Annotated in this window: 15 protein-coding genes; 8 read left to right on the top strand and 7 right to left on the bottom strand. The window is 64.8% G+C overall.

The features are described from left to right. Positions 1-6 precede the first annotated feature (6 nt). Positions 7-555, top strand: coding sequence for a DUF6438 domain-containing protein (locus tag B0E50_RS15215; protein WP_077442190.1), 549 nt, complete (start codon positions 7-9; stop codon positions 553-555). A gap of 38 nt (positions 556-593) precedes the next feature. After that, positions 594-1103, top strand: a complete 510-nt coding sequence (locus tag B0E50_RS15210) for a GreA/GreB family elongation factor (RefSeq protein ID WP_077442189.1) — start codon at positions 594-596, stop codon at positions 1101-1103. Positions 1104-1160: 57 nt separating this feature from the next. Here the strand turns inward: B0E50_RS15210 and B0E50_RS15205 are convergent, their stop codons facing one another. Continuing rightward, the gene (locus B0E50_RS15205) at positions 1161-1628 is read right to left on the bottom strand and encodes an SET domain-containing protein-lysine N-methyltransferase (RefSeq protein ID WP_077442188.1); all 468 of its coding nucleotides are present in this window, start codon (positions 1626-1628) and stop codon (positions 1161-1163) included. Between the two features lie 121 nt (positions 1629-1749). Between B0E50_RS15205 and B0E50_RS15200 the strand changes: the two genes are divergently transcribed. Together B0E50_RS15200 and B0E50_RS15195 are read left to right on the top strand one after the other, a co-directional pair. Next, positions 1750-2232, top strand: a complete 483-nt coding sequence (locus B0E50_RS15200; RefSeq protein ID WP_077442187.1) for a hypothetical protein — start codon at positions 1750-1752, stop codon at positions 2230-2232. Positions 2233-2272: 40 nt separating this feature from the next. Next, a complete protein-coding gene (locus B0E50_RS15195; protein WP_077442186.1) occupies positions 2273-4063 on the top strand; it encodes an acyl-CoA dehydrogenase C-terminal domain-containing protein in 1791 nt (596 codons plus the stop codon). A 140-nt stretch (positions 4064-4203) separates the two neighbouring features. Here B0E50_RS15195 and B0E50_RS15190 read toward each other — a convergent pair whose 3' ends face one another. Next, positions 4204-4440 (bottom strand): hypothetical protein, encoded by a 237-nt coding sequence (locus B0E50_RS15190; protein WP_077442185.1) that lies wholly within the window; start codon positions 4438-4440, stop codon positions 4204-4206. 167 nt (positions 4441-4607) lie between these two features. Next, complete coding sequence (locus B0E50_RS15185) at positions 4608-6044, bottom strand: RNB domain-containing ribonuclease (protein ID WP_077442184.1); 1437 nt, start codon at positions 6042-6044, stop codon at positions 4608-4610. 162 nt (positions 6045-6206) lie between these two features. On the opposite strand from B0E50_RS15185, the gene B0E50_RS15180 reads away from it, so the two are divergent. Beyond that, the gene (locus tag B0E50_RS15180) at positions 6207-6680 is read left to right on the top strand and encodes a GNAT family N-acetyltransferase (RefSeq protein ID WP_077442183.1); all 474 of its coding nucleotides are present in this window, start codon (positions 6207-6209) and stop codon (positions 6678-6680) included. 131 nt (positions 6681-6811) lie between these two features. Here the strand turns inward: B0E50_RS15180 and B0E50_RS15175 are convergent, their stop codons facing one another. Next, positions 6812-7594, bottom strand: coding sequence for a SapC family protein (locus B0E50_RS15175; RefSeq protein ID WP_077442182.1), 783 nt, complete (start codon positions 7592-7594; stop codon positions 6812-6814). Positions 7595-7831: 237 nt separating this feature from the next. Here B0E50_RS15175 and B0E50_RS15170 point away from each other — a divergent pair, with 237 nt between their 5' ends. The 3 genes from B0E50_RS15170 (at position 7832) to B0E50_RS15160 (ending at position 13102) form a co-directional block, all read left to right on the top strand. Continuing rightward, positions 7832-8431, top strand: a complete 600-nt coding sequence (locus tag B0E50_RS15170) for an HNH endonuclease (RefSeq protein ID WP_077442181.1) — start codon at positions 7832-7834, stop codon at positions 8429-8431. A gap of 82 nt (positions 8432-8513) precedes the next feature. Beyond that, positions 8514-10403 (top strand): 1-deoxy-D-xylulose-5-phosphate synthase, encoded by a 1890-nt coding sequence (dxs, locus tag B0E50_RS15165; protein WP_077442180.1) that lies wholly within the window; start codon positions 8514-8516, stop codon positions 10401-10403. Between the two features lie 101 nt (positions 10404-10504). Then, positions 10505-13102: an MMPL family transporter gene (locus tag B0E50_RS15160; RefSeq protein ID WP_077442179.1), complete on the top strand. Its 2598-nt coding sequence runs from the start codon at positions 10505-10507 to the stop codon at positions 13100-13102. On the opposite strand, the gene B0E50_RS15155 is transcribed toward B0E50_RS15160, so the two are convergent. The 3 genes from B0E50_RS15155 to B0E50_RS15145 form a co-directional block, all read right to left on the bottom strand. After that, entirely contained in the window at positions 13095-15443 is a 2349-nt protein-coding gene (locus tag B0E50_RS15155) for a TonB-dependent receptor (RefSeq protein ID WP_077442178.1), read from the bottom strand. The genes B0E50_RS15160 and B0E50_RS15155 overlap by 8 nt on opposite strands. Before the next feature lie 141 nt (positions 15444-15584). Next, entirely contained in the window at positions 15585-16406 is an 822-nt protein-coding gene (gene prmC / locus B0E50_RS15150; protein WP_077442177.1) for a peptide chain release factor N(5)-glutamine methyltransferase, read from the bottom strand. Beyond that, entirely contained in the window at positions 16399-20538 is a 4140-nt protein-coding gene (locus tag B0E50_RS15145; protein WP_077442176.1) for a hypothetical protein, read from the bottom strand. Before B0E50_RS15145 ends, prmC begins: the two co-directional genes overlap by 8 nt. Between the last annotated feature and the right edge of the window lie 94 nt (positions 20539-20632).

Genomic DNA, 20632 nt, shown 5'->3' with positions numbered 1-20632 from the left:
AGAGTCATGATGATTCCGATCTTCCGCACCGTGATCCGCTGCCTGCTGGTCTGCACCACGACGTGGCTTGGTGCCGGCGTGGTGCGTGCCGATACCGGGCGGGATCAACCCATGCACGATGCCGGCATCACCCTGCAGCGCAGCACCTGCTTCGGCAATTGCCCCGGCTACTCCGTGACCGTGACGCAGGATGGCCGGGTCAGCTTCGAAGGCCATGCGCACGTGCAGACCGACAACGCTGATGGCCGCGTCACACCGATGCAGGTGGCGAACATTCTCGCAGCCGTCGACCAGGCCGGGTTCCGCTCGATGCGGGACAGCTATGTCTCACACGACGATGGCTGCGAGATGGTGATGAGCGACCAGTCCGGCGTGAAGATCACCATTGTCGATGCAGCCGGCAGCAAGACAGTGGATTTCTACAACGGTTGCACCGGTGCCACGGCCGATGCAGTGCGATCACGGATCGAACAACTTGCCCGCATCATCGATCAGCAACTCGGTACTGCCCGCTGGATCGGCAAGCCGGTCGCACCCGGCAACGTCGTGCGCTGACAGGGTCACCGCCAGATGCATCCCGCAGGAGAGCATTGATGAGCCGAGCCTTCACCAAGGAATCCGACGACGGCGACGCCCCGGCGTTGCCGGACCTGCCGCTGAGCGAACACCCCAACTACGTCACGCCCCGCGGCCTGGCCCAGTTGCGGGCCCGGCTGCTGCTAGCCACCACGCGGCGCGATGCATTGAAGACCTCAAGCGATACGCTGATGCAGCAGAACGAACTGGCACCGTTGGAACGGGAACTGCGCTGGCTCCATGCACGGGTGAACAGTGCGATCGAAGTGGATCTGCTGTCGCAGCCGCAGGATCGCGTCGCATTCGGCGCGATCGTCACGGTGCACAGCGTCGAGGGCGAACAGCGCTACTGCATCGTCGGCGAGGACGAGGCCGATGCGGAACAGCACCGGGTCAGTTATCTCTCGCCACTGGCGCAGGCGCTGCTCGGTGCACGGATCGATGACGAGGTGATCTGGAAACGCCCGGCCGGCGATTTGTCAATCGAGGTCGTTGCGATCGATTACGACGGCGAAACGCAGGTTTGAAAACCCAGGCATTCTCCTGCGGCAGAATCGGCAGGAGCGCGACCCTTTCGCGGCTGCCTACCGTTTCGGCTTGAGCAACGTACCGGTGCACTTCGGCGAGCCGCACAGGCACTTCCACAATTTTTTCAGCCGCGCGGTATGCGGCACCTCGAGCACGATGCCGTAATCGTAGGTGAGCTCCTCGCCGGGCTTGATCGCGCGGATCGTCTCGATCACCACCCGGTCCTTGCGCGGATCGCCGCTGGCGCTTTCCTCGACCACGGCGCGGCAGTTCGGCGCACAGCTGTGGTTGATCCAGCGCGCGCTGTTGCCGTGCCGGTTCGCGTCAATGATGTAGTCGTCATTGAGCGTGAACAGGAACGTGTGGCCGGTCTCGCCGCCATCTCCGTACAGATCGTCGGCTTGGGCATGGGTCAGCAACGTGCCCTTGTACTCGATGATCTCCTCGCCTTTGGGGATCGGGGCAGTGGCGAATACGCCATTGCCGTGGATCGGCGAGCGGCGGGCGGCGATGCGACGGGTCATGAAGAAGTCTGCAGACGGGGAAAGGCCCACGATGATGCCCGCTGTACCTCGCAATGGGAACCGCCGCTGACTTTGTCATGCCGGCTGGGCTAAGATTCAAACAATCGTTTGAGGAGTGCCCATGAAACGACTGTTGCGCGGTTTTCTGCTGGCCTTCGTGGCTGCCGGTCTGATCGCCTGTGGACCGGCGAAGAAGAGCGTCTACCCGCCTACGGTAAGCATCCAGCAACTGGTCGTCCTGCCGAACGGCCAGTGGCGGCTGACCGTGCGCATCCAGAACAACAGCTATGGCGAGATGGATTTCAACTCGATCGACGGTCAGTTGCAGATCGCCGCCCTGATGCCGATCCGCCTGCATGCGAATTTCGAGCTGGACGTGCCGCCGCTGAACGGTGACGTGATCGATCTAGACGTGCTGCCCACGGATCCGATGACGGTTGCGCTCCATGCCATCGCCGGCAAGGGCAGCGCCGGTTCGCTCGGCTACCGCGTCAACGGCAGTGCCAGCGCCAAACCCGAACAGGAAAAGCAGCCGCGCGATTTCGACTTCAGCGGCAACGACTGGCTCTCGCCCGTACCGGGCATCCCCAACACCTACCGCTGACACCCCACACACGACGCCAGCTTCCACCCAAGGAATCATCATGACTGCCTACAAGGCCCCGCTCGACGATCTGCGTTTCACCCTGTTCGATGTACTCGGCGCCGAAAAGACCCTGACCTCGCTGAACGGTGGCGAGGCACACAGCCGCGACCTGCTTGATGCGGTGCTGGAGGAGGCCGGCCGCCTCAGCGAACAGTTGCTGGCACCTACCAACGGCCCCGCCGACGAGGAAGGCTGCCACTTCGACAAGGCTACCCAGACGGTGACCACACCGAAGGGTTTCAAGGAGGCCTTCAAGCAGTTTGCCGAAGGCGGCTGGACCGGCCTGACCAATCCCGAGAAATACAGTGGCCAGGCGTTGCCCAACGTGCTTGGCACCGCCACCACCGAAATCTTCCAGTCCGGCAACCTGGCGTGGAGCCTGTATCCGCTGCTGTCCGAAGGCGCCACCCATGCGATGGAAATGCACGGTGAGGAATGGCAGCGCGAGCGCTACATGAAACCGATCGTCGAAGGTCGCTGGACCGGCACCATGTGCCTGACCGAACCGCAGGCCGGCTCCGACCTCGGTCTGCTGAAGACCCGTGCCGAGCCGGGCGCGGCGGACGCGAGCGGCCACGACACCTACCGGATCACCGGCACCAAGATCTTCATCAGCGCCGGTGAGCACGATCTCACCGAGAACATCGTGCACCTGGTACTGGCGCGCCTGCCCGATGCGCCGGAAGGCAGCCGTGGCATCTCGATGTTCATCGTGCCGAAGTTCAAGGTCAACGAAGATGGTTCGCTCGGCGCGCGCAACACGGTCGCCGCCGGCGCGATCGAACACAAGATGGGCATCCACGCCTGCTCCACCTGCGTGATGAACCTCGACGGCGCCGAAGGTTATCTGATCGGCAAGCCGCACAAGGGCCTGATGGCGATGTTCACCATGATGAATGCGGCGCGTTTGTCGGTTGGCGTGCAAGGCCTGGCGCTGTCCGAGCGCGCACTGCAGAACAGCCTCAACTACGCCCGCGAACGGCTGCAGTCGCGCTCGCTGTCCGGCGCGAAATTCCCCGACAAGCCGGCTGACAACCTGCTGGTGCAGCCGGACGTGCGGCGCATGTTGCTGACCCAGCGCGCTTTCGTCGAAGGTTCACGCGCATTGCTGCTGTACACCTCGCTGCAGACCGACATCGAAGCACGCGCCACCGACGAAGCCGCACGCAAGGCCGCCGGCGAACTGGTCGCGTTCCTGATCCCGATCGCCAAGGGCGTGGTCACCGAACTGGCGCAGGAATGCACCAAGGAAGCCCTGCAGGTCTATGGCGGCCACGGCTACATCGCCGAGAACGGGATGGAGCAGTTCGTGCGCGATGCCCGCATCATCACCCTGTATGAAGGCACCACCGGCATCCAGGCCGCCGACCTGCTCGGCCGCAAGATCCTCCAGTTGCAGGGCGTCGGCGCCAAGCATTTCCTGCAGGAGATCAGCACGTTCTGCCAGCAGCACAGCACCAACGAAGCACTACGCAATCTGATCGGCCCGCTCGCCATCGCCACCAAGGAATGGAGCGACCTCACCGTGAAGCTCGCCCAGCGTGCGCAGGCCAATCCGGAAGAGCTGGGTGCCGCGGCCACCGACTACCTCTACTACTCCGGCTACCTCACCCTGGCCTACCTGTGGGCACGCAGCGTGGTAGCTGCCGAGGCCAGCCATCAGTCGGCCGCGTTCAAGCAGGCCAAGCAGGATACGGCCAGGTTCTACTTCGCCCGCCTGCTGCCGCGTACGCTGGTGCACAAGGCAGCCATCGAGGCCGGCGTCGATACCTTGCCCGCGATCGTGTAAGCATCTCTGGAGTATCAGCAAAGAGCCCGGGCATGCCCGGGCTCTTTTTTTGGATCTTGCACTGACCGACCTGCAAGGATGTGCCCAGCTTGGTCACCTATGGCGCAAGAGCGACATCATTCACGGCCCCTCGCAGCACATCAATACCTGGAGCTGTCCTGAAGCGTGTCGCCGCCCATCCGCAGGTACTGCCTGATCAGCTCTTCATGGGCATCTGCGGCCTGCAGCAGTTCACGCGCCATGGCTTCCTGCGTATCGGCGAGGCTCGGCTTTCGCGGGGCGGCAGGCGCCGCCTTCATCACGCGCTGAACCGGTGCCTCGGCCACGACCGATTCGGACTCGAGCAGGTAGGAGATGTCATAGGCATGATCGTTCATGCCTTGGACGAAGCAATATGCTTGCCAACCCGGACAGAAGCACGCGATACCTTGGCGAGGCTGTCGCCCGGCAAGATCCCCATCCGCAAGGAGGGAGCCGAATCCGGGTGCCATCCAGCCGGATCGCGGAAACGCTTGATCGCCTACCGCCGAATCCAGTCCGCCCGCTATCCGGCAAGCTCGAAACACGTGGTGCGCGTGGCCGGATCCGCTTCGACCAGCCTGACCTCGACATCGGCGCCCAATGGCAATGCAGATGCCCCGGAAACACTGGCCTCGATGGCCGGGTCACGCACGATGACGACACCTTTCCTGGGATCGCTGGGTGCGACCTCGACGATGGCACCGGCGAAGGTCTCACCTATGCGTCCGGCCAGTACTTCTGCCTCGGCAAGATCGAGCACAGCCTTCTCATACTGGCGTGCACGATGGCCGGAGGCCTGCATCGTCGCAGGCAGGCCCGGCAACGCAGCCAGCGCCCAGGCCGGCACCGGCTGCTTCGCACACAGCGCCACACAGACTTCGCCGTTGTAGCGATCGACCAGACGGCGCAGTGGCGCCGTGGCATGGGTATATTCCGCCGCCAGCGCCCACTGTTTCGGCTGCGCGGGCAGCTCGCCATTGAACGCCACATAGCCTGCGCCACGCAGCACCGTGGTGCAGGCGGTCAGCATCGCGACATGGATGTCTTTCGCCGGGTCAAGCGAACGGATGAAATCCGGATAACTCTGTGCAAGCGGCCAGTCGATGCCGAGTGCCTTCGCGGTGATGCGCAACCGCTGCAATGACTGCGGCTCGGGCTCGGGCAAGGTACGCAACAGGCCGACCTTCGCCTGCACCATCAACCGCGCGGCGGCCATGCCGGTCAGCAGCGAGATCTGCTCATTCCAGTCCTCGACTGCCAGTCGCGCACGGAATGCCAGCGTCCACTGACCGTCGACCACGTCGATTTCCTGCTCGGGCAGCGGCAGGCTGATGCCGCCGCGGGCGAATTCGCGCTGTCGGCGCAATTCGCCGATCTCACGCAGCACCGCCCACATCGGGTCGGCCGTGCCGGCGTCAATCAGCCGCTGCACACCCGCATAGTCAAGCCTGGCGCGGCTGCTGACGCGGGCGCGCCGCACGTCGATGGCGGTGATCTCGCCACCCTTGTCCAGCCCGATCGTCCACAACAAGGCGGGCCGCAGCTGGCCCGGCAACAACGAGGCAGCACCTTCGGACAACACTTTCGGGTGCAGCGGGATCGTGGTATCCCCGCCATACATCGTCTCGCCGCGTCGGTTCGCTTCGAGGTCCACCGGATCGCCGGCCGTGACGAATGCGGCAACATCGGCGATCGCGTAGCAGACGCGATAACCATCGTCGGTACGCTCGACGTACATTGCCTGGTCCAGGTCCATCGAACCCGGCGGATCGATCGTGATCAGCGCAAGGTCGGTGCGGTCCAGCTCCGGCAGCCGTGGATTGGCGGCAGCCTGCGCGGCAGCGGCCTCGACTTCCGGCGGAAACGAGAGTGGCAGCTTCAGTGCGGCCTGAATGTCGCGCATGCCCTGCGCGAGTGCATCGTCGTCGGCCTGGATACGGATGCGGCGGGTGGTCGACACGGGCGATCTTCCTGACATGGTGGTTGGCGACGATCCGGAGCCAGCATATCGCCCGGCGCGTGGTTGCACCGCCCGGAATATACATGCGCCGTCCGGGACTTTCGCAGTCACTGCCTCAGGTGTAGAAACGAAGGGGTCATCCCCGCATCTGTCGACTGCATCATGACCCCTACTCCCCTGCTGATCCGTCTGGCCGAAGACGACGACGACTTCATCCTCTCACTAGTGCCACGCTTCGTGGATTTCACGCTGCCACCGTGGCGCCGCCGACACGAATGTGTCGAGGGCATCCGCAACGACCTGCTGCGGCATCTGGAAGACCAGCCGGCGAACAGCTACCTGTTCGTGGCCGAGGATGCGGATGGCAGCCGCGTTGGCTTCATCCATCTGCAGCGCACTGCCGACTTCTTCACCGGCCGCAGCAATTGCCACATCTCCGACCTGGCGGTGGCGCCACAACATGAAGGCAACGGAGTCGGCCAGGCACTGCTGGCACACGCCGAGGGCTGGGCGCGCGAACATCAATGCCAGCTGGTGACGCTGGCGGTGTTTCCCGGCAACGAGCGTGCCCGCGCGCTGTACGAGGCGACCGGTTATGCGCCGGATCTGCTGCGACTGGCCAAGCCGGTACGCTGAGCACAGCGGCCTGCAAGAAGCGAAGCATAAAAAAAGATGGTGCATGGGCACCATCTTTCTTCAGACACCGAACGGCATGTTTCCGATTCCATCGCAGCGGTCAGGCCTTGCTGCGATGGCTCGAACCAGGTTCAGTTCGTGATCGCGCTACGGGCCGCTTCAGCCTGCTCACGCACACTGAGACGCTGTGTCAGGCGGTCGATGTTGGCCAACGACATGATGTGCGCGTAGATCCAGCCAAACACGCCTTCGCGCGCGAATTCGTGGGTGGTCTTTTCGTCGAGAGCACGCAGCTTGTCCTCGTTGACCACGAACAGGCCGTTGAGGTTGATCGAGCGACCTTCCGCACCGTCCTTGCCGTCCTTCTGCAGCCGGATGTTGCGTGGCTCCAGCAGGTCGTGCTTCCGCAGCTGCTCCATGAACCAGCGGGTACGCTGGATGTTCTGCTGGAACTCGCCGAGAAATCTCACCGCATTGGTCAGCAGCTCGGTGTCCGTACCGTCCTCCTTGAACAGACGCTCGCCCTCGACCGTGCCGAAGCCCTCGTAGTGCTCGTCGAGGAATACGGTGAGTTCCTCACCCTCCTGACCGGCCGGCTTCTCGGCAAGCACGAACGGGTAACGCCGCACAAATGCCGGAACATAGCTGTTCGGCGCCCACTGGCCATCGGCATCGACGAACAGGTTTTCATTTTCGCGCAGGCCCAGCAGCGCGATCGGGCCGGCATCGTTGACGTCATTGCCGGCAAACACGATCAGCAGATCGCGCGCAGCGAGACCGAACTCGGCACCAGTGAGCGGCACCGAATGCACGTTCATCGCAAACTTCAGGGTCGGCAGACCCTTCAGGCGCAGATCCTTGTGTGCGGTGCGGTTGAGCGGCACGGGACGCTCGTAGAAAAGAACTTCAGCCACGTTGACTACCTCTGCCCCCGCCGTGCCGGGTCACCACCAAAGCGCCCCTACCAAACCCGGCGTCGGGTCTGTGTTGACTTCTGATCATATCAGCGCGACAGCGTGGGGGCGACTGTACCGCGGAGGCCACCCGTCCCATTTGCATGCGTTTTGCAATGAAATTGGTCTATGCTGGCTCCAGACAAGCATTCTGCATCGCTGACACGCTCTCAAAGCCCTGGCTGAAGGACGATCTACATGCTGATGGAAGTGCCAAGTCGGGCCGATCTCAACGCGACCCGTGTGCTCTCGCTGGACTCTGCCGGCCGCATCCTCGACTGGATCAGCTGGCAGGAGGCGGTTTGCCTGTATGTCCGCGACGCCGTGGCCTGGACCCTGGGTGACCCTTGCCTGACCGTGCATGGCGGCATCAACCGCCTGCATGGCGTGCAGAGCTTGATGGAACTGCATCCGATCATCGCCAGCACCGGCCGCTGCCGCGACCATGCCGTGGACCCCGCGCCGGCGTTGACGAATACCGCGCTGTTCGCCCGTGATCGCCACCTCTGCCTCTACTGCGGCGACCATTTCACCCGCGGCGAACTGACCCGCGACCACGTACTGCCCATTTCGAAGCATGGCAAGGACGAATGGGAGAACGTGGTCAGCGCCTGCCTCGCCTGCAACCTGAAGAAGAGCAACCGCACCCCGCAACAGGCCAACATGCCGCTGCTGGCGGTGCCGTACCGGCCGAGCTGGGTCGAGCATCTGATCCTGTCCAACCGCAATATCCTGGCCGATCAGATGGACTTTCTGGTCAGCCATCTGCCGCGCGACCGGCGTCCGCACGCCGCCTGAAAACGTGCGCTGGCGCCCACGCGCCCGGGTTCCGCCCAGTGCCGCCCTTGCCCCGCCTCCCCGCTGGGCCAACAATACGCAAATGAACGACCTTTCCCACTATCCCCATCTGGCTCCCATCGAGACGCCGGCCGACCTGCGCCGCGTACCCGACGACGAGCTGCCAGCCGTCGCCGACGAGTTGCGCCAATACCTGATCGAGGCCGTGGCCAGCTCCGGCGGCCACTTCGGCGCAGGCCTGGGCGTGGTCGAGTTGACCGTGGCGCTGCACCACGAATTCGATACACCGCACGACCGTCTGGTGTGGGACGTCGGCCACCAGTGCTATCCACACAAGATCCTAACCGGCCGGCGTGAACGGATTACCACGATCAAGAAGAAGGACGGCCTGGCACCGTTCCCGCGTCGCGAGGAGAGCGAGTACGACACCTTCGGCGTCGGTCACTCATCCACCTCGATCTCCGCCGCGCTGGGCATGGCGATCGCCGCGCAGCGCAAGGGTGACCATCGCAAGGTCGTTGCGGTGATCGGCGATGGCGCGATGACCGCCGGCATGGCGTTCGAGGCGCTGAATCACGGCGGCGACGTCGAGCCCGACATGCTGGTGGTGTTCAACGACAACGGCATGTCGATCAGCGAAAACGTCGGCGCGATGACCAAGATGATGGCGCGCGCGATGGCCAGCCGTCGCCTCAACCAGTTGCGCGAGCGGGCCAAGCGGGCGATTCCGAAGCAGTCTTTCATGGGCCGCTTCTTCAAGCGCTGGGAGGAGCACGCCAAGGGCATGTTCGTGCCCTCCACCCTGTTCGAGGAACTCGGCTTCCACTACACCGGCCCGATCGACGGTCACAACATCCCGCAGCTGCTGCAGGCGCTGCGCACGGTGAAGAACCTGCCCGGCCCGCAGCTGCTGCACGTGATCACCACCAAGGGCAAGGGCTACGCGCCGGCCGAACAGGCGCAGATCGAATACCACGCGGTCGGACCATTCGACCCGCAGGCTGGCCTGACCAAGAAAAACGCGCCAGCCAAGCCGACCTATACCGATATCTTCAGCGACTGGCTGTGCGACCAGGCCGCCGCCGACGAACGGCTGCTCGGCATCACCCCGGCCATGCGCGAAGGCTCCGGCCTGGTGCGTTTCTCGAAGGAATATCCACAGCGCTATTTCGACGTGGCGATCGCCGAGCAGCATGCAGTGACGCTGGCCGCCGGCATGGCGTGTGAGGGCGCAAAGCCTGTCGTGGCGATCTACTCCACCTTCCTGCAGCGTGCCTACGACCAGGCGATCCACGACGTGGCGTTGCAGAACCTCGATGTCACCTTCGCGATCGACCGCGCCGGCGTGGTCGGCCCGGATGGTGCGACTCACTCGGGCAGCTTCGACTTGTCGTTCCTGCGTTGCCTGCCGAACATGCTGATCATGGCGCCTGCCGACGAGAACGAATGCCGCATGATGCTGAGCACCGGCTTCCAGTATCACGGTCCCGCCGCAGTGCGTTACCCACGCGGTACAGGGCCAGGCGCTGCCATCCACCAGTCGCTCGATACGTTGCCGATCGGCAAGGCGGAGTTGCGTCGCCGTGGCCGCGGCTTGGCCCTGCTGAGTTTCGGCACGATGCTGGCACCTGCCGCCACGATCGCCGCCGAACTGGATGCCACCCTGGTCAACATGCGCTTCGTGAAGCCGCTGGACGAGGCGATGCTGCTGGAGCTGGCCAAGAGCCACGATGCCTTTGTCACGCTGGAAGACAATGCGATCGCCGGTGGCGCCGGCTCGGCAGTGGCCGAGTGTCTTGCCGCGCATGGCGTCAACTTGCCGATCCTGCATCTGGGCCTGCCGGACATCTATCTGGAGCACGGCAGCCGCGAGGAGGTGCTGAGCATGGCCGGACTCGACCTGCCTGGCATCCGCAACGCGATACGTGCCCGTTTCCCGCAAGTGGGCATGCTCAACCAGGCCAACGCCTGAGCCGGTCGCCGCCGCGGCCGGCCGGTGAGGTGACTCGCGGGATGTAGATTGCGCCAGCCTGTGGGCTGGCGCAGTTGCGATCGTGAGGAGCTTCGCAATCCATGACTGGATGGCTGATCCGTATTGTCGATGCGAGCCGGCAACATGCCATGGCCGTGGTGCTGGCCTTCACCGCGCTGACTGCCGTCTGCACCTGCTACGCAGCAGGTCATCTCGGTATCGATTCGGATACCGACCACATGTTCGCCACCGGCCTGCCGTGGCGACAGCACCAGCTGGCCTTCGATCGCGAGTTTCCGCAGTTCGATGACCTGCTGGTTGCGGTCGTGCGTGGTGCGACGCCGGAGGAAACCGATCAGGCCGCCGCTGCGCTGGCCACAACGCTGCGCGCCGATCGGCAGCACTTCCATGACGTGACGCGACCGGACGCCGATCCGTTCTTCCGGCATGAAGGGCTGCTCCTGCTCGACCCGGACGACCTGGCCAAGCTGCTGGATTCGCTGATGGCGGCGCAGCCACTGCTCGGCCCGCTGGCCAGCGACCCATCGGCGCGGGGGCTGCTGCAGGGCGTGTCGCTGATGGCCGAAGGCGTGCGCATCGAACATGCGGATCTGAGTGCCTATAGCGCTGCGCTACGAGAGCTCCAGCAGGTACTCGAGCACGCCGCTGCCGGACAGCCACAGCCGTTGTCGTGGCAATCGCTGCTGGGCTCGGATGTCACCCGGCAGACCGACAATATGCGCCTGCTGCTGATGCATCCCGTGCTCGAAGCGAACTCGCTGCAACCTGGCCTTGCCGCCACGCAGTCACTGGAGCACGCCAGTGCGGCGCTGCCGGGCGTGCGCAGCGGCCGCGTACGGGTGAACTACACCGGCTCGGTGGCGCTGTCGGACGTGCAGTTCGGTGCACTGACCGAGGGCATCGTCGGCAGCACCCTGGTCAGCCTGGCGCTGCTCGCCCTGTGGCTTTATCTTGCGCTGCGCTCATGGCGGCTGATCGCGCCGGTGCTGCTTACCCTGCTGGCCGGTCTGGCGTTGACCCTCGGGTTCGCCGCGCTGGCCATCGGCACGCTGAACCTGATCTCGGTGGCGTTTGCCGTGCTGTTCGTCGGTCTCGCGGTGGACTTCGCGATCCAGTTCGCGGTGCGCCTGCGCGACGAACGACTGCATCAACCTGCCCTGGCCGACGCATTGAACGGCACCACCCGCGCGGCAGGCGCCCAGATTGCGGTGGCCGCCGTGGCGATCGCCTGCGGCTTTCTCGCCTTCGCGCCGACCGCCTTCGTCGGCGTGGCCGAACTGGGCCTGATCGCTGGCGTGGGCATGGGCCTGGCCCTGCTTTGCACGCTGACCTTGCTGCCGGCGCTGCTGTGGCTGTTCCAGCCGCGCGACCAGCAGCGCGAGCTTGCGCTGCCGTTTGGCAAAACCTGCGATGCGCTGCTGCAGCGGCATCGCCGCATCGTGCTCGCTGTGTTTGCCGTGCTTGCCGTGACCGGCACAGTCGCTACGGTGCGCATGCCGTTCGATGCAAATCCGCTGCACACGCAGGATCCCGACTCCGAACCGATGCGCACATTGCGCAGCCTCGCCGACAACCCGGTCACCAACCCGTTCAACATCGACATCATGGCGACCGACCTGGCCCGCGCGCGCGAACTCGGTGACCGTCTTGCGCATCTGCCGGAAGTGGCCAGCGTGATCTCTGGCGCCACCTTCGTGCCAGCAAAGCAGCAGGCACAACTCGACCAGCTGGAGCAGGCGCAGGACCTGCTGTTGCCTTCACTCGACCCGGAAGGGAATGCACCTCCGGTGACACCCGCCGCATTGCGCGAAGCGGTCGCCGACACTCATGACGCCATTGTCCGCGCCGGCGCGAACCTGCCTGCCGATTCGCCGCTTCGCGGCATCGACCATGCGCTGCAACAGCTGGGCAACGCTCCGGACGCGCGTCTGCTGGCAATGAACGAGGCGGTGACCCGCTTCCTGCCCGACGAGCTGGCCAGCTTGCGCGATGCATTGAATGCCGCTCCGATCACCCGGCAAAACCTGCCTGCCTCGATCCGTCGCGACTGGTTTGCTGCGGATGGACAGGTCCACCTGCAGGTATCGCCGACCGCCGCTGCGCACGACACCGCAGGCTTGCGCCGCTTCGTCGACGCCGTGCAGGCGATCGCGCCTGACGCCGGCGGCTCCGCGGTCACCACCATCACCTCGGCCGACACCATCATGCACGCCTTCCGCCAGGCCGCGGTGCTGGCCACGCTGGCGATCGCCGTGGTGCTGCTGATCGCACTACGCCACCTGCGCGATACCGGCATCGTGCTGCTCACGCTGTCGATGTCGGCGCTGCTCACCGCGCTGCTGGCGCTGCTCGCCGGCATGGCGATCAACTACGCCAACATCATCGCACTGCCATTGCTGCTCGGTGTCGGGGTCTCGTTCAACGTCTACTTCGTGATGAACTGGCGCGCCGGCATGCGCAGCTTCGTCGGCTCCGCCTCGGCGCGTGCCGTGCTGTTCTCCGCGCTCACCACCGGCACCGCGTTCGGCTCGCTGGCGCTGTCGCACGATCGCGGCATGGCCAGCATGGGCAGCCTGCTGCTGCTCAGCCTGGTCGCCGTGCTGCTTGCGACGTTCGTATTCCTGCCCGCCCTGCTCTACACGGTGAAGCCGACATCAGCGCGGGCCGCGCTCACTTGAACGGCACATTGAACGAGACGCCGATCGTGCGCGGCGTGGACATCTGCACCAGCATCGGGCCGCCCACGCTGGCGAGGAAATTGATCGCCTCGTCGTTGAGCGTGCCGATCGGGAAGCGGCGATCGAGCGCATTGCGCAGGTATATATCCACGCTGGTACCGCTGCCGAAGGTCATGCCAGTGTCGAAATCGAGCAGGCCGAAACCCGGCAACTTGAAGTTGGGATCGCTGGAGTCGTTGTCGAAACCGGCGTTGCGCTTGGTCGACAGGCGCAGATTGGCGCCGACGTAGGCAGCATTACCGGCCAACCTGAAGTTGTACTTCGCTGCCAGGGTGGCGGTGCCCTTGGCCGAATACGGCAGCTGCGCGCCACCGGCGATGCCAAGCTGCGGATTGCTCTGCAGCGTGCGCGCGTCGGTGTACGCCGCCGCCGCCGTGAACAGCCAGTTTCCCGGCGTGTAACTGGACTGCAGTTCCAGGCCGTCGATCCGCGCGTCGCCGGCGTTCTGGATGATCGTGTTGCCCAGCGTATAGGTGTACAGCTGCAGGTTGTGCCACTCGATGTCGTAGGCATCGATGCCGATGTTCAATTGGCCATCCAGATGGCTGCCCTTGTAACCCAGCTCGTAGCTGGTCAGCGCATCGGAGCCGAAGGTGTCCTTCGCGTTCGGGTTGGCGCCGAAGATCGTGCTCTCCAGCGGCGCCTGCAAGCCACCCGGGCGGTAGCCGGTCGATGCGCGCAAGTAGTAGCTGTGGGTCTTGTCCGGCCGGTAACTGGCGGTGAGCATCTTGGTGATGTCGTCGCTGATCATGTGCTCGCTGAAGCCACCCGGACTGCCCGCGACCGGACCGTCCTCGAAGTTCGACAGGTGCTGCGAATTGCCACTGGCACGTACGCCTGCCGCCAGATCCCATTTCGACGAGATGTGCCAGGTGATGTCGCCGTAGCCGGCATATTCGCGAAAGCCGGCATTCACCCGCTGCCCCAGCAGGCTGGTGATGCCCGGCGGAGGAAGGTTGGCGCCCTCCAGAGCGTACTGCTCCCACACGTTCTCGCGGTTGAACCACATGCCGGCCAGCCAGTCGAAGTGCTCGCCCTTGCGCGAGGTCAGGCGGATCTCCTGCGATGTCTTGTGCACGTCATACGCGGAATCGACATAGAGCGAGCCGAGCTGGTTGTCGACTCCAAGCGCTGGTCCGACCACGTTGAGCAGGTCCAGGAACTTGTCCGGATAGTCCTGCACGCTGTGGTTGACGAAATCCTGGTACGAACTGATCCAGTCCAGGTTGGCCCAGCCAAAGTCGTAGCCGGCGTGGAACGCATACAGCTGCAGGGTCTGCGTGAACGGCTCGCGATGGTTGAGCTGGCGGTTGTAGGGGCCACCGGAGATGGGCTGGCCAGTGGCCAGGCTGTAGTCGGCCATCGACAGGCCGTCGGCGGCGATCTGCTGCGCCATCGCCGTGACATTGAAGCTGAGTCTGTCGGTCGGATCGACCTCCAGTTGCACGCGGGCCCCCTTGGTATGTGTGCGATCGTCGCCATTGGACGGCGTCTCCCCTACCGCGCGATAGAGGCCTGCCGTGTGCTGGTCGAACACCGACACGCGCACGGCGGCCTTGTCCTGCACCAGCGGAATATTCAGCGTGGCCCGCTCGGTGTAGTTCATGCCGGCCTGCTGGGTATGCGAGACATCGAAACCCGTCGAGCCGGAAAAGCCGCTGGTATCGGGCTTGTTGGTGACGTACTTGACCAGGCCGCCCATCGAGCCGGCGCCGTACAGCGTGCCCTGCGGGCCGTACAGGAACTCGATGTGGTCCAGATCCATCAGCGCAGCGTCGAACACGAAGGTGGCCGCCGAGGCATACACCGTGCTGCCACCCACCGGTACGTCATCGATATACACCGATACGGTCGGGCTGGTCTGGTTGCCGGTGGAGACGCCGCGCATGACCAGTTCGCCCTCACCGGCGCCACCCGAACTGGCGAAGAACACTCCGGGCTGGTACGAGACGTAATCGCTCAGCGTGCGCGCACCGATCTTCTGCAGGTCGGCCGCCTGCACCGTGTCCACATGCATCGGCACCTCACGCGACGGCTCGCGCCGACGATTCGCGGTGACGATGATCTCACCGAGTGTCGTCGCCTGCTTCGCATTTGCCGCACGACTCTCAGCAGGTGGTGGCGTGGAACTGGCGCCGGCAGGATCCGGAGGCGGTTGCGCGGCGGCCAGCGCCGGAATACAGCACAGCGATGCACCGATCAGGTGATACCAGCGATGACTTCTGGCGGCATGAAGCCTTCCACCCGCACGGCCCGAGACACTACCCGAATGAAACTGCATGAGTCTGCATCCTCATCTGGCACCGATAATCCCGATGCGGATGGCAGCAGATCAAGGCCTGCCGGGATCCGACCGAGAACGACATGCGGACATCAGCTTAGCGCGGCCATCGACAACGCACCATGACGACTGTCCTTGCGATCAGCAACAGCCACCGCTGACGCGATCACGCTGCTCCAGATCCGTGGCCGTGAACACACTGGCATAGCCGGCGTCGACGAGAAGTGTGCGAATGGCGGCGCCCTGATTCCAGCCATGCTCGAACAGCAGCCAGCCGCCAGGTTGCAGGTGCGCACGCGCATCGCACACGATGCGGCGGATGTCGTCGAGACCATCCCGGCCGGAAGCCAGTGCACTGACCGGCTCGAAACGCAGATCACCTTGCGCCAGATGAGGATCGTCAGCCTCGATGTACGGCGGGTTGGAGACGATCAAGTCGAAACGCTGGCCGGCGAGCGGTGCGAACCAGTCACCGTTTGCGAATGCAACGTTGCCGATATCGAGGTTCCAGGCGTTGTGCCGGGCGACCTCCAGCGCTTCGGCGCTGGCGTCGGTAGCGGTGATGCGGGCCAACGGGCGCTCGCGCGCAATCGCCAGCGCGATCGCACCGCTGCCGGTACCGAGATCCGCCACGCTGCATGCCGTGTCGCGTGGCAGTCGCTGCAATGCCAGCTCGACCAGCAGTTCGGTCTCCGGCCGTGGAATCAGCGTGGCCGGACTCACCTCCAGCTCCAGTGACCAGAAGCCGCGACGACCGGTGATATACGCCACCGGCTCGCCGGCTGTGCGGCGTTCGAGCAGTGCCACGTACGAGGCTTCGACATCCTTGTCCAGCACGTCATCGACATGCGAGTACAACCAGCTGCGCGGCCTGGCGAGCACGTGCAACAGCAATGCCTCGGCATCGGCGCGCTCGCCGAGCCGTAGCGTCGCCGCAGCAAGCGTGCTTCGGATATCAGGCATCGTGCGACTGCTCCGCTGGCGAGACCGGCAATTCCGGAGGCACCGCCGGCGTCGGCTCGGCTTTGCGCCAATATCCGCCATGCGTCCATGCGTCGAAAGCCCAGCGCAGCCAGCCGATCAAGGCATTGGCCAGCCACAGCGCCCAGGCCAGCATGGCGATCTTGTAGACCCAGAGCGAAACGCTGAACACGCCGCCACCGGGCAACACGCCGGCACTCTGGTCGGCAAACCAGCGCAGGCTCCACGCACTGGAGTCGTTGCCGGCCACATGCATGTCCGGCAGACCGAGCAACCCTTTCGGCACGGCAGCGATCAGCACCACCAGCGCCAGCAACGTAAGCGCGGCAAGACCCAGCTGCAGCAGGTTGAACTTCGTCGTACCCAACGATGCCGATGGCGTGTGGCGCGCGCGCAGCCCAAGCAGGATCAGCCAGACCACCACCAGTGCATACGCGCTCCACGCGAAGGCCGAAAAACCCAGCCCGAGCAGCAGCCAATGCCGGAAGCGCAGCGGCGTCGGCGCATAGCGTGCCAACAGCCACGCCGCGAGCAGCAGCACGATCAGCTGCGACCAGTACAGCACCGCTGGACCCACTGTCGGACCCCATGCCCACAACACCCAGCGATCCTGCGGCAATTGCAGCGAGAGGTCGATGTTTGCCATCGGCGCATGCAGGTCGAATACCGGTGTGTGCACGCGGGCGGCAATACCATCCGGTTCGCGCAGGCGCAGCGCATAAGCATGCTCGCCCGGCAACAGCGGCAGGCCAAGTTTGCCGTCACGCACGGCGAGATTGATCGACTCGTCATCGCGCTTCGCATCCAGCAATTCGCTGCCGGCAGGCAGGCTGATCGCATGCTCGCCACCGCGTGTGCTGCGTGCCTGCAGGTTCAGCGTGACTTCGCTGGCACGCTCGCCCGTCGCGCTGGTCAACTGCACGCTGTCGAAGGCCAGGCTGTCGCCCGCCACAGCCACCGGCTGGCTGAGGGCGAGCTGCAGGCTCTCGCCGGGCAACGGCTGGAAACGCAGACCGTCGTTGCTGGCACTGGTCGGCACGCCCCTGGCCTCGACATGCCACATCGGCGCCGCATGCACTTCCCATACTTCGGCACGCTCACCCAGCGCCGGAGCCTGCAGCGACAGTTGCGCCGTGTGATCGAGTCGGCTGCTCCAGCGCACCACATTGCTGTTCGCGTTGAAGGTGATATTGATGTGGCCGTCCTTGACCAGCGCATCATCACCGAGCGGATGCTCGCCGGGCAGCAGCGGCAGCGTGGTACTGAAGCCACCTTCCTGTGGCGCAATCCGCTCGACCTGGTTCTCCACGACCCAATCGACACCGAGCGCCAGGCTTCGGGTTAGTCGCACATACGGCGGGAAGCTCTGCACAGCCGGCAGGCTCTTGCCATCACTGGCGGTACGCACACGATGCAGTGCGATGCTGTCGCCCAGTGGGTGCCCATCATCGACACCATCCAGCGACCAACCCTGACCGCCGAACACGATGCGCTGTGGTCGCACCGTGAAGCGCAGGCTGGCACTGTCCGCCGCACCGATGCGGTAGTGCAGGCTGATTCGATGTACGCCGCGGTCCAGCCGCACCAGCAGCTGATCGTTATTGCGCGTGAGTGCAGCGTCGGCATGACCATCCACGCTGACGTCGGACAGTTGCAGCGCGTCGTCACCCTGCGGCAACGGCAGCGCGATCGGTGCACCGACATGCGCCTCCAGTTCCACATCGAGCAGATCGCCACTGGCCTGCAGCTGGGCCTGCGCGATCGCGGCGCACGCCGGCACACACTTCGGCACCTCGGTGAGCCGGTTGCGCAACTGGTTCAGCAACTCCGGACTCGGCAAGCTTTGCGCATGGACGCCATGCGGCAGCAGCGTCAGAGCAAGCAAGGCAGCGCCCATCGCACCGCTGCCGCGCCAGTCGCGCCAGCGACCACGCAAGGGCAACAGCAGCGTAGTTGCCAGCTTCGCCAGCAGGGCAGCCAGCAGGGCGACCATCGCCACACGCAGCAGGCGCACCAGCCACGCCGGCGCGATCACCAGGCGCGTACTCTGCTCCGGCGTCACCGGTCCGGACCAGCCGAGGCGATAGTTGTTGCCTTCGTCCCAGTGCGGCGCGCCGGCGCCGGCCTGGATCAGCGCCCGGTTGTCCTGCTCCGAGCTCACCAGATCGGATGCCGATACCCTGGAACCTGTCACAACCACACTCTCAAGTCTTCCCGACGCAGCCATGTCCGCCGACTCCACCGCCGATGATGCCATGGCATTGCTGCTGATTTCTTCGACGGGCGCTGGTGGCGCTGGGGCCGCTGCAGGCGGTGCGACCCGCTGCTTCATCGCCTTGCTCGCATAACCATGGTCCTGCGCTGCCGGCTCGATGAAACTTGCCGAGACAATCCGGTTCTGATTTGCCCCTTCCAGTTGCGGATGCAGGGCGTACTGCAGCTGGGCCGCGACGAAGGGCAAGGTCCACAGCAGCGCCAGCGCAAAGACGATCACCGCACCGATGCGTGTTGACGAGCGCAGGCGTCCATCCGGCAGCGCACGCAAGAGCAGCGTCAACGCCAGCACGATCGCCAGCGTCCATAGCGGCGCAGCGCTTTCGTGCTGCGCCAGTGCGAGATAGGCAGCGACCAGAACAGCCCAGGGCCAGCCGAGCAGGCGTCCAGCCAGCAGTGCGATCAACGCCACCACAAACAGGTCGAGCAGGCTCCACTGCGCCACCCATGAATCGGGCGAGCGATCGACACCGCCTGCCCCGAGCAGGCGGTAGCCATAGGGCAGATGCAAGATGGCGTCGATCCCTTCCAGCGGAAGTTTCCATCCCGAACTGGGCATCACGCCACCATGCGCCGGCAGACGCAGGCCAGCATTGAGGTCGAGCTGCTGGCCACGCAGCTCAACTCCACTCAGGCCATCCGCACCCCTGGTGACCAGCAGCGGATTGTCGTTCTGTGCCGCGCGCTGGAGCTGCCACGGCGCAACCACATCCAGCCGCTGATGATGGTGCAGCTCGCCGCTGAGATGATCGGCGACGCTGAGGCCACCACCGTCGAAGTCCAGCCACAACTGGCGCTCCAGATGCAGCTGATCGCCCTGGCCACCCTCATCCCCGCGGTTGCCCTGCTCGATCGCCAGCCCGGAGGCATCATCCAGTACATAGGCAGGAAGATCGGCCCAGTCACCCGGCACACCTGCTTGAGCTGCATCGGTCGCATTGCCTTCCACGCGCGTGCCGCGCAACGCGGTATCGTCGGCATAACTCCAGACTTCCTGCCGCGGCCAAGGGGCCGCCGGCAGCTTCAACGCAACCTTGCTCAGCGGGTCGATGCTGCGCGAAGCCAGCGTGACCGTCCATTGCCCCGGACGCAGTTGCACGCGTAGCTGACCATCGTTCTCCAGTCGCGCCGGCAGATCGCCCGACAAGGCCGTCGCGACGAAGCCAGCTGGCAATACCGGGCCCAACAGCTGCTCGCGCGCACTACCGGTAACGTTGAACTGCAACCGCGTCTCCAGCATGGCGGGCAGACCGTCTTCGAGATGTCGGTACACGCGCAGCGACAAGGCATCGGCAGCGCGCTGTGCCGCGGCGGCTTCACCTAGGGTGAGCTGGTCACCGTTGCGCTCGATCCGCGTCACCGCAGCCCCATCGACACTCAGCGTGACCAGTCCGATCGTCGCCGGTACGTGCAGCCGTGCCGGGCGCGCTGTCCACGGCAAGCTGCCGCGTAGCTGATAGTCGCCAGGCGTGAGCCATACCATCGGCTGGCCACCTCGCTGCAGCACGGTGGCCGGCTGGTCGTTCGCGCTCACCTGCTGCGGCCAGTTCTTGTCATCACCCGGCAGCGCCACCCAACTCGGTGCGTCCACGTGCACGTTCAGGCTGAAGTGTCCGCCGTCCTGGCTGGCGTCGAGTGTCAAACGGCCGAGCCACGCACACTGATAGCTGGCTTCATAGGAAGATGGCATCTGGTTGGCGAGGAACGGGCAATCATGCCGTGGCACCTCGTGCAGCACCCAGGCCTGCCAGTCGCGCAATGGCGGCGGCACGTCCTGCGCCAGCAAGGGCACGGCAAGCAACAGCCACAAACCCAGCAACCCCAACGATCGACGAAGCATGCGTTTCTCCCTGTGTGCCCGTGAGGCCAGCACAGTGTAAGTGGTACACGGCAGGCACACAGCAGCAACTGCATCCTGAAGGAGTCGTTGCTCG

The organism is Rhodanobacter sp. C01 (genome assembly GCF_002001045.1).
GTDB lineage: Bacteria > Pseudomonadota > Gammaproteobacteria > Xanthomonadales > Rhodanobacteraceae > Rhodanobacter.
The sequence above is the reverse complement of the archived record's forward strand: the minus strand, read 5'-3'. Positions and strand labels throughout refer to the sequence as shown.